Raw genomic sequence first — 12,334 nt, forward strand, 5'->3', positions numbered from 1 at the left:
CTCCACGGAGATGCGGTGCTCGAGGGAGTTGGTCTCGGTGGTGCCCACGATGCTGAACGTAGACCGCTTGCCCTTCTCGTCCTCCAGCTCCACGGTGGTGCCGATGGAGACGGTCAGGGCGTGGCCGCTGTCGGCGACGACCGTGGCCACGGAGAGAATCTGGCGAATCTCGTTGATGCGGGACTCGTTCTTGGACTGCTCCTCCTTGGCGGCGTCGTACTCGGAGTTCTCCGAGAGGTCGCCGAAGCCGCGGGCCTCCTTGATGCGCTCGACGATCTCGTCGTGCTTCTCGCCCTCGCGGTAGGCCAGCTCGTCGATGAGCTTCTGGCGGCCCTCGGCGGTGAGCTCGATCTTCTTGGTGTTGTCCATGTGCGCTCCTTTATGCCTGACGTGCCGCTAGTTGAGCTTGGCGCCGCACTTGGAGCAGAAGTCGGCGTCGGCGGCGTTCTTGGTGCCGCACTTGGAGCAGAAGACGGGCTCGTCGGCGTCCTCGGGGGCGTCGGCGTCGTCCTCGTCCTCGACGACCTCAACGTCGTCGTGGGCCTCAACCGGGGAGTCGCTCTCGTCGGACTTGTCCTCGGAGCCCTCCTCCATGCCCTCGCGGACGTTCTTCACGGTCTTGCCGAGGGCGGAACCGATCTTGGGCAGGTTCTTGGGCCCAAAGATGACAAGGATGACGACGACGATCAGAACGAGCTCAAGGGGACCCATGCCGAAAATCATATGAAGTGTCCTTCCAGTGTGTAGACGTGCGAGCGGACCTTAGGCCCAATACAGCATCAGCTAGTATAGCCGAGGTTGAGCGCTACTCACAATCTCTAAACGCGAGAAGACCGGGTTTCTCGCACGTCGTTTGGGAGGGCCCTTGAGAGAGATCCTGATCGCCCTGGCCGTGCTGACCGTCGTGTGCACGGCGCTTCTGGCCGCGATGCCGTGGCTGCTGCGCCGGCGCGGCGTGGAGATGCGCCGGACCAAGTTTGGCCTGACGCTGGTCTTTGACACGGAGAACGCCGACGGGACGCCCGTGCGGCTGCTCAACGTCAACGGGACGTTCCAGAGCGGCTCCTACGTGCCCGAGGACCTGCGCTTCGAGCTGGCGTGCGAGTACCACCGCGAGATGGCCCGCGTGATCGAGGGCCTGGCGGCGTGCGGCCCCGTGCACGTGCTGGTGATGGGCGGGGGCGGCTACTCGCTGCCCAAGTACCTGGCCGCCTATGTGCCGGAGGCGCGCGTGGACGTGGTGGAGATCGACCCCGCGATCACGGCGCTGGCGCGCGAGCGCTTCTTCCTCGACGAGTGCCTAGAGAAGACCGGGGCCGAGAAGGACGGGCGGCTGCGCCTGGTGACGGGTGACGCGTGGGCCTTCGTGCGGGCCGCGACCGAGCCCTACGACGTGATCGTGAACGACGCATTCTCCGGCAACCGGCCGCTCGGGCCGCTCACGAGCTCCGAGGGCGCGCACGTGGTCCGCGAGCACCTCGCCGAGGGCGGCGTCTACCTCGCCAACGTGCGCTGCGCGTGCGAGGGGCGGCACGCCCGGGTGCTGCGGGAGGTCGCGGACGCCTTCGGGCGTGAGTTCGCGCACGTGGGCTACGTGCCCGAGTGGCCCAACGAGCCCGAGAAGCCCGGCAACAACGTGCTGGTGGCGACCGACGACGCGGGCCTCGTGCCGCGCGGCGCACGAACTTGCCTAAAAGGGGTCTGACCCCTTTTAGGCAAGTTTGGGGCTAGAAGAGGTTCTGCGACATGGTGATGCCGTCCGCGCCGTACCCCACGTAGCCGATGTTGACCCCGTCGGACGTGTAGAGGTCGAGGACCCACGTGACGCCCGACACCCCCGCCTGGTCCTCCAGCTCGGCGCAGACCTCGGAGAGCGCGGAGGCCATCCCGTCAGAGCAGTAGCCCTCCATGAGGGCGTCGGCCACGGCCTGCGCCGAGGCGTCGGTGGAGGCCACGTTGACGTTGATGCCGGTGTAGATGTCGTTGCCGGATATGGCGACGGTGGAGTCGGCGATGGCATCGCCGCCGGACGAGGCGAGGCTGCTGTTGAGCTCGTCGCAGACGGTGTCATAGGAACCCTCGTCGCGCAGCATGCTCTCGAGCGTGTCCTCCTCGACGACGGGCTCGTCCGGCTCGTCAGCAGGGTCGGGCTCGTCGGCGGGGTCCGCTGCGGGGTCGTCGGCGGACTCGTCCGAGGGCTCGTCGGCCGGCTCCTCGACGGTCGCCTTCTGCGCGGGGTCCGACGCCGCCGAGCTGCCGTTGACCTTCGGCGCGACCACGAGCACCATCACGAGCACGATCGCGGCCACGACCGCCACGACGCCCGCGACGATGGCCACGACCTTGCCGGTGCTGGGCCCGGTCGGCTGCGGCGCCGACGGCGCGGGCGGGGCGGGAACGGGCGCCGGCGCAGCCTCGAGAGCCGGGGCCGGCTGCGGGCGCGGAGCGACCCTCGTGGCGTCCGGCGCGGTGGCCTCGGGCGACGTGCCGCCGGCCTGGCCGCCGAGACGGGCGCCGCAGCCGGCGCAGAACGTGGAGCCGTCGGGAATCTGGGATCCGCAGTTGGGGCAGAACATCTTGGGCCGCCTTTCTGTGCGGGCGCGGGCCGCGCGGGGCCGCGCCGACGGGGTTTCGCTGACAGCTCTTTCAGAATACGCCCATCTGCGGCCCCGACGGGCCCGGACGGGCGAATGGCGGCTCAGCGCAGCGGCCCCTCGCGACGAACGGTGCGCAGGATGTGGCGCGGCACCGCGTGCAGCGCGCAGCTGCCGATGACGTTCCCGGCCGCCCGCTTGGCCTCGTCGCTCGCGTTGCTCGTGGCGTAGGCGTGCTCGAAGCGCCCGAGCATGGCCAGGTCGTTGCCACCGTCCCCGTAGACGGCGACCTCGTCCTCCCCCATCCCGAGCTCGCGCGCGAGCCACGCGACGGCCTCGCCCTTGTTGACGCCCCGGTCCGTGAGCTCGAAGAGGTCCCCGTCAAAGGATGCGTTGACCAGCACGTCCGCATGCTCGGCGACAAACGCGTCGAGCTCGCGGCGCAGCCCGTCGTCAAAGACGCGGAAGTTCATCTTGCAGATGTCCTTCTCGAGCACCTGCGCGTCGGTCTGGTCGAAGAGCTCGTCGTCCGCAGACGCGCGGCGGCGCATCTGGCGGCGCATGACGACGCCCGCCAGCCCGTGCGGCATCACGTAGCTCGCGGCGTTCTGCTCGCGCGTGCCGCGCACGTAGGTGCGGTCGCGGCCGACGCAGGTGACGCACACGCCCGGAAAGCTCCCGAGAAGCTCCTCGATGACGGCGGGGTCGATCGTCACGTGGCGCAGCACCTCGCCGTCGCGGCCCACGACGTGCGCCCCGTTGGCGCCGACCGACTCGATGGGCAGGTCGCAAAAGCCCAGGTCGGCGGGGTGCCTTACGCAGCGGCCGGAGGCCAGGGCCACGTGGCGCCCTGCGTCGAGCGCGCGGCGCAGCCGCCGCAGGATCGCGCCGTCGGTCTCGTGAAAGATGTTGAAGAGCGTGCCGTCGAGGTCGCTCGCAAAGAGCTTGATCAAGGGGCGTCCGTTTCTCTCGCCGTCTCACGGGGGACAGTATAGGCCCCCGGACCCGTACAATGGGGCAAACGGAACAGGGGAAGGGGTCACGATGGAGCGCGCGCCGAGGTTCGTCTTTGCGTCCGACTCGCTCAAGGGGACGCTCTCGTCGGCCGACGCGGCGCGCCTGCTGGGGGCGGCCGCCGAGCGGCACTTCCCCGGCTGCTCGTGGACCGCCGTCCCGATGGCGGACGGCGGCGAGGGCACGGCGGACGCGCTTCTCGCCGCCTGCGGGGGCGAGAAGGTCCGTGCGCTCGTGGCCGACCCGCTGGGCCGGCCGGTCGAGGCCGCCTACGCGCTGCTGCCCGACGGCCGCGCGGTGGTCGAAATGGCCGCCGCCTCGGGGCTGACCCTGCTCGCGCCCGACGAGCGCGACCCGCTCGCCACGAGCGCCTACGGCACGGGCCAGCTCGTGCTCGACGCGCTCCGGCGCGGCGCGCGCGACGTGACCGTCACCCTCGGCGGCAGCGCGACCAACGACGGCGGGATGGGCTTCGCCCGCGCGCTCGGGGCGCGGCTGCTGGACGGCGCCGGCCGCGAGCTCGCCGGACGCGGCGCGGACCTGGCGCGCGTCGCCGCCGTGGACCTCTCCGGGCTGAGCCCGCTCGTCGCCGGGGCGCGCTTCCACACGATGTGCGACGTGGACAGCCCGCTCGTGGGGCCCGAGGGGGCAAGCCTCGTCTTTGGCCCGCAGAAGGGCGCCTCGCCCGAGGTGGCGCGGCGGCTCGACGAGGGGATGGCGAACTGGGCGCGCGTGCTGGCGGAGACGTTCGGGCGCGACTTCGACGTGCCGGGCGCGGGCGCGGCCGGCGGGCTCGGCGCGGCGTGCCTCGCGTTTCTCGGCGCGGAACCGGCGGGCGGCGTGGCGCGCGTGCTCGAGCTCGTGGGCTTTGACGCGCTGCTCGACGGGGCGGACCTCTGCGTCACGGGCGAGGGCCACGCGGACGCGCAGACGGCGCGCGGCAAGGTGGTCTCCGGCGTCGCCGCCGCGTGCGCGCGGGCGGGCGTGCCGTGCGTGGCCGTTGTGGGCGGCATGGACGCGGGGGCGGCGCGCGTCCCGGGCCTGGCCGCGACGGTCCCCGCCGCGATCGACGCGATGTCGCTGGACGAGGCGCTCGACCGCGCGGAGGAGCTCTACGCGCTCGCGGCCGATCGGCTCTTCTCGCTGCTGTCCCTCGGCAAAAAACTTGCCTAAAAGAGGTCAGACCCCTTTTAGGCAACGAAAGAGGCCGCCGGCGTGCGTGCCGACGGCCCCGATTCTACGTGGTCGGGTTGACTGGATTCGAACCAGCGACCTCTCGGTCCCGAACCGAGCGCTCTACCAAGCTGAGCCACAACCCGTAGCGAGGGGATATTCTAGCAGACTTCCGGCGCAGCGCCAAGAGTTTTTGTCGACCAGGCTCGCCAGCCCCGATCGGCGGCGCGCGCGGCCACGGCATCGGCCGCCGCGACGCTCTCGCAGAGGGCAAACGAGCAGGTCCCCGAGCCCGTGACCTGCGCCCCGAGCACCCCGGAGCGCCCGCGCAGCCACGCCTCGACCTCGCCGGCCTCCGGGCAGAGAGCACGCGCCGCAGGCGCGAGGTTGTTGTGAAGCGTCGCCGCGACCGCCCGGACGTCCCCAGCCTCGAGGGCGGCGATCAGCGCCGACGGGTCGTCCGGCGCCTCGCCGGCACGGTCGAACTCGGCGTAGGCCTCCGGCGTGGAGCCCCCCTCGGCGCACGGCATGACAAGCGCGACCGGCGCCTCGAGAAACGCGAACGTGCGCCGGAGCACGTCCCCGGCGCCCCCGTAGAGGCCGGGCCTCGGGTCAAGGAAGAAGGCGACGTCCGCTCCGACCCGGCGCGCCACCGCCGTCACGCGCTCGTCGAGGGGGTCGACGCCCCAGAGCCGGGCGAGGACCGCCAGCGTGGCCCCGGCGTCGGCCGACGAGCTGCCGAGCCCCGCGCTGCCGGGGATGCGCCGCGTGACGTCCACGCGGACGCGGGGGCGCTCCCCCAGGGCCTCGGCGAGCAGCGTGGCGGCACGCCAGACGCCGCTGCGCTCCACGGGAATCGAGAGCGCGGGCGAGAAGGACACCGCGAGCTCGGGCGCCTCCTCCACGCGGACGGTGTCGAAGAGCGCCACGGGCACCATGAGCGAGTCCACGCGGTGATAGCCGCGCGCGTCTCGCTCGGCGTGGACGCCGAGGTGGAGGTTCACCTTGCAGGGAACCTCGATGGTCGCCGTGCGGGGCACCGCCGCCCCTACTCCGCGATGGTCTCGGCGAAGTCGAAGAGGCGCTCGCCGGACTCCAGGTCGTAGAGCTCGACGGTGCCGGTGAGGACGTCGACGTACTGGTAGGACTGACGCGCGGTGCGGCCGCGACGCTCCTCGACCTCCACGACGAAGAGCGAGGGGTGGGCGTGCACGAGCGTGCCGGTGCGCTCGACGATGCGCGAGCGCCCCATGTTGGCCTTGACCTTGAGGCGCTTGCCCTCGAGCGCGCTCAGCTCGTCGCGGATCTCGTCTACCCGGTTCACGGGAGGGATGTCGTTCTCCATGCGGTCCTCCGTATGACAGAGGCAAAAGCCCAAAATTCCGGAATTAATATCATACGGCGCACGGCGCGCACGTGCAAATCTTCCCGTCGACCCACACAAAAGGAGGGCGAGAAGAACGCTCTTCTCGCCCTCCAGGCGTACGTTTGGGCTGGGCGTCTACGCCTCCGGGCAGAGGGCGAGGGCGGCCTCGTCCGCCACCACGACGCAGTTGGTGTGGAGCTGCAGGATGGACGCGGGGCAGCTCGGGGTCACGGGGCCGTAGCACATATCGTGGACGGCCTGGGCCTTGGCCTCGCCGTTGGCCACCACGAGGATCATGCGTGCGTACATGATGGTCTGGACGCCCATGGTGTAAGCCTGGCGCGGGACGTCCTCCTCCTTCTCGAACAGGCGGCTGTTGGCCTTGATCGTGGACTCGGTGAGGTCCACGCAGTGGGTGCCCTTGGAGAAGTGGTCGGCCGGCTCGTTGAAGCCGATGTGGCCGTTGTTGCCGATGCCGAGGAGCTGCAGGTCGGGATAGCCGGCGGCCGCGACGATGCGGTCGTACTCGGAGCAGGCGGACTCGGCGTCGGGGTTGGCGCCGTCGGGCACGTGGGTGTTGGCCTGGTCGATGTTGATGTGGTCGAAGAAGTTGGTGCGCATGAAGTAGTGGTAGCTCTGCGGGTCGTCGTGGGAGAGGCCGCGGTACTCGTCCAGGTTGTAGGTGGAGACCTGCGAGAAGTCGCAGTCGCCCTTGTCGCACCACTTGGCGAGCTGCTGATAGGTGCCGATCGGCGTGGAGCCGGTGGCGAGGCCGAGCACGCAGTTGGGCTTGAGGATCACCTGGGCGGAGATGATGTTGGCGGCCTTGCGGCTCATGTCCTCATAGTCTTTGGCGCGGAGGATCTTCATGGCGTTTCCCTTCTAGTCCGGCAGGTGCCCCTGCCGTGCGGCCCCATCGGCCGCGGCCAATGTGACTGCGACCACCAGGGCGAGGTCGCCAAGAGCTATGAGAAGAGCGCCGCCGCGTCGGGGCCCCTGCCCGTCCATGACGGCCCGGGGCGCACCCCAGACGCCTCTATCATGCACCTAAACGGCCCGGCCGTCACGAGGATTCAGACGAGCGGGGCAAACGGGCCGGGAGCGGGGACGGGCAGTCGCGCCGCTCAGAGCTTGGCCGAGAGGTCCTCGAGGGCGTGGAAGCGGTGCGAGATGGCGTTCTTCTGCTCCGGGGTGAGCTCCGCCATCGTCTGGCCGGGGGTGTCGTCGGGCAGGAAGAGCGGGTCGTAGCCAAAGCCGCCGTCGCCCCGGGGGGCGTATCCCACGCGGCCCTCGCAGTCGCCGTCGCCGCGCAGGACCTCGTCGCCGCGCACGAGCACCACGCTGGAGTGGAAGCGCGCCGTGCGCGCCTCCTCCGGGACGTCCGCCATCTGAGCCATCAGCTTCTGGTTGTTGGCCGCGTCGTTGCCGTGCTCGCCGGCCCAGCGCGCCGAGTAGATTCCCGGGGCGCCGTCGAGCGCGTCCACGCAGAGGCCGGAGTCGTCGGCCACCGCCATGGGCAGGCCGGTCTCCCCCTGCGCGGCGCGCGCCTTGATGAGGGCGTTGTCGAAGAAGGTGTCCCCGTCCTCCACGGGGTCGGGGAAGTCCCCGAGCTCGCCGAGGGCCACGAAGCGCACGCCCGGCATGACCGGCGCGAGGATGGCCTCGATCTCCGTGACCTTGTGCGCGTTGCCCGTGGCCACGACCACGGTCTTGGCGGGATCGAGCGCGCTAATCTCGATGCTCTTCATGCGGACCTCCCATGGGCGTGCAAAACGCCCGCTCGTGTGATATTTGCGCGACTGCGGCTGCAAAACGGTCGCTCGTGTGATGCCAGTATGACCCTCCGACGCGGTCTGCGCCGAGGAAAACCCGCTCGGCACCAAAGAAATCCCAGGTCGCAGATTTTTAACCATTTCCGGGGCGCGGAAAGTTACCACACGAGCGGCCGTTTTGCCGGCGGCGCGCCCGATTTATCACACGAGCGATAGTTTTGCAGGACCGCCCGTGCACCTAGCCCCGAACCGCCCGCAGCTGCAGCTCCATCAGGCGCGCAATGCCGCCCTGACAGAGGTCAAGGAGCTCGTCGAGCTGGGCGCGGTCGAGCGTGGAGCGCTCGCCGGTACCCTGGACCTCCACGATGCGCCCGTCCTCGGTGCCCACGAGGTTGAGGTCCACCTCGGCGTGGGAGTCCTCCGGGTAGTCGAGGTCGAGCAGGGCGCGGCCGCCCACGATGCCCGCCGAGACCGCCGCGACCTGCCCCGTCAGCGGCAGGCGCGGGAGCCGGCCGGCGTCCACGAGGCCCATGAGCGCCTGGTGCAGCGCCACCCACGCTCCCGTGATCGAGGCCGTGCGCGTGCCGCCGTCCGCCTGGATGACGTCGCAGTCCAGCGTGATCGTGACCTCGCCGAGACGGTCGAGCCGCGTGACGGCGCGCAGGCTGCGCCCGATGAGCCGCTCGATCTCCATGCTGCGGCCCTTGCGCCCGCGATACTCGCGCGGCGTGCGCCGGTTGCCGGCCGCAGGCAGCATCGCGTACTCGGCGGTGACCCAGCCGGCGTGCGCGCCCTTGCGCCAGCCGGGCACGCCCTCCTCGACCGAGGCGGTGCAGAGCACGCGCGTGTCGCCGAACTCCGCGAGGCACGAGCCGGCGGCGTTCTTCATGACGCCCGGCGTAAGCGTGACGGGACGCAGCTCGTTGGCGGCACGGCCCTGCGAGCGGGCAGCCTCGGCGTCTGCCATGGGACCTCCCTGCAAAGAGGCCCCGCCGCAGTGCGACGGGGCCGCGAGTACCTGGTGGGCGATGACGGGTTCGAACCGCCGACCTTGTGCGTGTAAGGCACCTGCGCTAGCCGCTGCGCCAATCGCCCGGACAACGTGAAGTCTAGCATACGCGCCACTTGGCCCGCCGGCCTGGCGCCCGCCGGGGAAACCCCGCCGCTCGGACAGTCCTCGCCGCAAAGGGCGCGGCTGCGGAACTCGCGGCGGGGTTTCCCCGGCGGGCGCCAGGCCTACGTCTATACTGGGGCGTATGGAGAACGTGACGCTTTCGGACATAGCAGCGGCTGTGCAGGCTGGTGGAGTTGGGGTCTCTGCTGCGGGGGACCCGAGAGCCGTGGTGGTCACGGGGACGTCGTGCGACTCGAGGACGACCCGGGCCGGGGACCTCTTTGTGTGCAAGGGGGCCGCCTTCAGGCCGGCGTTTCTGACCGGCGCGCTCGAGCGGGGGGCCGTGGCCTACCTCTGCGACGAGGCGCATGCCGCCGAGCTCGCCGCCGTCGCGCCGGGCACGCCCGCGCTCGTCGTGGACAACCTGCGCCGCGCGATGGCGCTCGCGTCCGCCGAGGCCTTCGGCCATCCCGACCGTGACCTGCCCGTCATTGGCATCACGGGCACCAAGGGCAAGACCACGGCCGCCTACATGCTCCGCTCGATCGTGGAGGCCGCGCACGGCGAGGGCTCCTGCGGCATCATCGGCACCGTGGAGTCCTACGACGGCGCCGGCCGCGCCGCCTCCAACAACACCACGCCCGAGCCGCCCGACCTCTGGCGCCACCTCGCCAACGCGCGCAACGCGGGCCTCGCCGCCCTGGTCATGGAAGTCTCCAGCCAGGCGCTCAAGTACGACCGCACGCTCGGCGTGGGCCTCGCCGCCGGATGCTTCCTCAACATCGGGCTCGACCACATCTCCCCCGTCGAGCACGCGGACTTTGAGGACTACTTCTCCTCCAAGCTGCGGATCTTCTCGCAGGCGAACGTCGCCGTGGTCAACCTGGACTCCGACCACGCCGACCGCGTCCTCGCCGCCGCCGGCGCCGCGCCGCGCACGCTCACCTTCGGCGTGAACCGCGCGGACGCGGACGTCTTTGCGGACGAGCTCGCCCCCTCCGAGGACGGCATCGCCTTCACGCTGCACCTGCACGGCCAGACCCGTCGCGTCCGGCTTCCCTTCCCGGGCGAGTTCAGCGTCTCCGATGCCCTCTGCGCCGCCGCCTGCGCCGACCTGCTGGGCATTGACGCCGAGAAGATCGCGGCGGGTCTGGCCGCCACGCACGTGCCCGGGCGCATGGAGTTCCACCGCTCGGCCGACCGCAGGCTCACGGTGGTCGTGGACTACGCGCACAACGGCTTCGCCTTCGAGTCGCTGCTCTCCACGGTGGCCGGGACCTTCGCTGGGGCCCGCACGATCGCGGTCTTTGGCGCCGTGGGCGGCAAGGCGCGCGAGCGTCGCTACGAGCTGCCCGAGGTCGCGGCGCGCTACGTGGACTACGTCATCCTCACCGCCGACGACCCCTGGACCGAGGACCCGGCGGACATCTGCCGCGAGATGGAGCGCGCACTGCCCGACGGCTTCCCGCACGAGGTCGTGCTCGACCGCGAGGCGGCGGCGGAGCGGGCCTTCGAGCTCGCCGAGGAGTCAGGCGGGCGCGCCGTGGTGCTGCTGCTCGCCAAGGGCCACGAGGCCTACCAGCTCACGCGGGAGGGCTTCGTCCCGTGCGTCTCGGACCGGGAGCTCGCGCGACGCGGGATCGCCGCCCATGACCGGGAGCACCCGGCCGACGGCGCCCGCTGATGCCCTCCCCGCTCGTCATAGGCGTCGCCGGTGGCGCGCGCGACCGCGAGGTCGCCTCCGCGCTGCTGCGCACCGTGCTCGACGGGCAAGAACCCTACGGCCGCGCCGGCGTCATCGGCGCGCGCGAGCTCTACGACGGCGCGGCGTGGACCCGCCGTCCCGACGTCGCCGCCGAGCTGCTCCACCTCGACGAGCACCTGCGCGCCGCGCGCGAGCGGGGGCTCCGCTACCTGGTCCTCGAGCTCGACGAGGCCGCCGAGCGCGGGACGCGGCGCCTGGACCTCGTCTGCACCGTCGGGGCCGGCGGCGCGGGCACGGCGCGCACCGCCGAGCGCGGGCTCAGCTTCTCCGCGCGGGGGGCGCTCGCCGACGTCGGCGCCAGCAGGGCCGAGACCCACTACGGCTACCTGCAGTTCGTTGCCCACACACCCGCGTGGTCCGACCGCCTCGCGGTCCCCCTGACGGGCCTCTTCAACCTGGGCCCAGTGCTCGGCGCGGTGGCCTCGGCGGCCCTTCTGGGCTTTGACGCCGACCACGTCTTCCGCTGCCTGCTCGGGGCCAAGGCGCCCGGCCATGGCGAGCTGCTCGTCTCGCCGGACCACCGCGTCCTCGCCCTCGTCGAGGAGAGCCGCTCCCGCCGAGACGCGGAGCGCCTCGTCGCGGCCGCCCGCGCCGACTACGACGACATGACGGTCGAGGTGGTCCGGGGCTCGCGCGCGATCGCGGACGCCGTAAGCCGGGCCTACGCCACGGCGGACGGGAGCGCCCAGCGGCTGCTCGTTCTTCTCGACGACTCGTCCGACGCGCTCGAGGACGCCTTCCAGGCCGCCGTCCGCGCGCATGCCCGCCTGCCCCTCGCCTGAAAACCGCGCGACGCAAAAAGGCCGGGGCCCCGAAGGACCCCGGCCCGTGCGCGAACCGGAAAGCCGAGCGGCTTAGAAGTCCACGTCCACGTCGTTGTAGACGCACTCGAGGAGCTTCTCCATCTCCTCGGGCGTGGGCTGGCGCGGGTTGGAGCCGGTGCAGGCGTCGCCGATGGCGTCAACGGCGATGCGGGACTTCTTCTCCTCGAACTCGGCGTAGTCGATGATGGACTCGTCGGCCTTCACGCCGCCCTTGCCGTAGTTCTTGATGCCCTGCGGGATGTCCAGCTTGTCGTTGAGGTCGCGAATCTCCTGCACGAGCGCGGCCACGAGCTCGTCCTCGGTCTCGCCCGGAAGGTGCAGGATCTCATGCGCGATGTAGGCGTACTTGGTCTTGGCCTCGGGGACCTTGGAGTTGAACTGGATGACCTTGCCGAGGTACATGGCGTTGGCGCAGCCGTGGATGATGTGGTCGCCGGTGAAGGCGGCGCCGGTCTTGTGCGCCATGGAGTGCACGATGCCGAGCAGGCCCGAGGAGAAGGCGATGCCGGCGATGCACTGCGCGTCGTGCATGTGCTTGCGGGCCTCCTTGTCGCCCTTGTAGGACTTGGGCAGCCACTCCACGATCTCACGGATGGCGTGCAGCGAGTTGGCCTCGGTGTACATGGAGGCGGCGGTGGAGACGTAGGACTCGATGGCGTGGGTCAGCGCGTCCATGCCGGTGTGCGCGCAGAGCTTGGCGGGCATGGTGTAG

At 71.0% G+C, this 12,334-nt stretch carries 13 protein-coding genes, 2 tRNA genes and 1 pseudogene; 4 read left to right on the forward strand and 12 right to left on the reverse strand.

The annotated features are described in order from the left end of the window. Both H6A07_RS09520 and tatA read right to left on the reverse strand, forming a co-directional pair. The coding region (locus H6A07_RS09520; protein WP_204814689.1) for a GreA/GreB family elongation factor at window positions 1–369 on the reverse strand (369 nt) is incomplete at its 3' end. 27 nt (window positions 370–396) lie between these two features. Next, complete coding sequence (gene tatA, locus H6A07_RS09525) at window positions 397–723, reverse strand: Sec-independent protein translocase subunit TatA/TatB (RefSeq protein WP_204814690.1); 327 nt, start codon at window positions 721–723, stop codon at window positions 397–399. Between the two features lie 142 nt (window positions 724–865). Between tatA and H6A07_RS09530 the strand changes: the two genes are divergently transcribed. Then, the gene (locus tag H6A07_RS09530; RefSeq protein WP_204814691.1) at window positions 866–1,705 is read left to right on the forward strand and encodes a spermidine synthase; all 840 of its coding nucleotides are present in this window, start codon (window positions 866–868) and stop codon (window positions 1,703–1,705) included. Between the two features lie 22 nt (window positions 1,706–1,727). Here the strand turns inward: H6A07_RS09530 and H6A07_RS09535 are convergent, their stop codons facing one another. Further along, window positions 1,728–2,576 carry a zinc ribbon domain-containing protein gene (locus H6A07_RS09535; RefSeq protein WP_204814692.1) on the reverse strand — a complete coding sequence of 283 codons (849 nt, stop codon included), beginning with the start codon at window positions 2,574–2,576 and terminating at the stop codon, window positions 1,728–1,730. A 122-nt stretch (window positions 2,577–2,698) separates the two neighbouring features. Beyond that, window positions 2,699–3,547, reverse strand: coding sequence for an HAD family hydrolase (locus H6A07_RS09540; protein ID WP_204814693.1), 849 nt, complete (start codon window positions 3,545–3,547; stop codon window positions 2,699–2,701). Window positions 3,548–3,638: 91 nt separating this feature from the next. Here H6A07_RS09540 and H6A07_RS09545 point away from each other — a divergent pair, with 91 nt between their 5' ends. After that, window positions 3,639–4,781 carry a glycerate kinase gene (locus H6A07_RS09545; protein ID WP_204814694.1) on the forward strand — a complete coding sequence of 381 codons (1,143 nt, stop codon included), beginning with the start codon at window positions 3,639–3,641 and terminating at the stop codon, window positions 4,779–4,781. A 69-nt stretch (window positions 4,782–4,850) separates the two neighbouring features. Here the strand turns inward: H6A07_RS09545 and H6A07_RS09550 are convergent. The 7 genes from H6A07_RS09550 to H6A07_RS09580 all read right to left on the reverse strand — a co-directional run bounded on the left by H6A07_RS09550 (window position 4,851) and on the right by H6A07_RS09580 (window position 9,014). Then, window positions 4,851–4,927: transfer RNA gene (locus H6A07_RS09550), tRNA-Pro, on the reverse strand. Window positions 4,928–4,942: 15 nt separating this feature from the next. Next, window positions 4,943–5,821 carry a 4-(cytidine 5'-diphospho)-2-C-methyl-D-erythritol kinase gene (locus H6A07_RS09555; RefSeq protein ID WP_342636587.1) on the reverse strand — a complete coding sequence of 293 codons (879 nt, stop codon included), beginning with the start codon at window positions 5,819–5,821 and terminating at the stop codon, window positions 4,943–4,945. A gap of 8 nt (window positions 5,822–5,829) precedes the next feature. Beyond that, window positions 5,830–6,126, reverse strand: a complete 297-nt coding sequence (locus H6A07_RS09560) for a Veg family protein (protein WP_204814695.1) — start codon at window positions 6,124–6,126, stop codon at window positions 5,830–5,832. Window positions 6,127–6,282: 156 nt separating this feature from the next. Then, window positions 6,283–7,017 (reverse strand): glucosamine-6-phosphate deaminase, encoded by a 735-nt coding sequence (gene nagB, locus H6A07_RS09565; protein WP_204814696.1) that lies wholly within the window; start codon window positions 7,015–7,017, stop codon window positions 6,283–6,285. Between the two features lie 254 nt (window positions 7,018–7,271). Further along, window positions 7,272–7,895 (reverse strand): RdgB/HAM1 family non-canonical purine NTP pyrophosphatase, encoded by a 624-nt coding sequence (rdgB, locus tag H6A07_RS09570; RefSeq protein ID WP_204814697.1) that lies wholly within the window; start codon window positions 7,893–7,895, stop codon window positions 7,272–7,274. A 262-nt stretch (window positions 7,896–8,157) separates the two neighbouring features. Next, the gene (gene rph / locus H6A07_RS09575; RefSeq protein WP_204814698.1) at window positions 8,158–8,886 is read right to left on the reverse strand and encodes a ribonuclease PH; all 729 of its coding nucleotides are present in this window, start codon (window positions 8,884–8,886) and stop codon (window positions 8,158–8,160) included. Between the two features lie 52 nt (window positions 8,887–8,938). Continuing rightward, window positions 8,939–9,014, reverse strand: a tRNA-Val gene (locus H6A07_RS09580). 161 nt (window positions 9,015–9,175) lie between these two features. Between H6A07_RS09580 and H6A07_RS09585 the strand changes: the two genes are divergently transcribed. Further along, window positions 9,176–10,717, forward strand: a complete 1,542-nt coding sequence (locus H6A07_RS09585; RefSeq protein WP_204814699.1) for a Mur ligase family protein — start codon at window positions 9,176–9,178, stop codon at window positions 10,715–10,717. After that, window positions 10,717–11,580 (forward strand): hypothetical protein, encoded by an 864-nt coding sequence (locus H6A07_RS09590; RefSeq protein ID WP_204814700.1) that lies wholly within the window; start codon window positions 10,717–10,719, stop codon window positions 11,578–11,580. Before H6A07_RS09585 ends, H6A07_RS09590 begins: the two co-directional genes overlap by 1 nt. A 72-nt stretch (window positions 11,581–11,652) precedes the next feature. Here the strand turns inward: H6A07_RS09590 and H6A07_RS09595 are convergent. Further along, window positions 11,653–12,334, reverse strand: a pseudogene (locus H6A07_RS09595) (iron-containing alcohol dehydrogenase); the annotation flags it as partial.

This window comes from Olsenella uli (genome assembly GCF_016899935.1).
In the GTDB taxonomy this organism is placed as follows: domain Bacteria; phylum Actinomycetota; class Coriobacteriia; order Coriobacteriales; family Atopobiaceae; genus Thermophilibacter; species Thermophilibacter uli_B.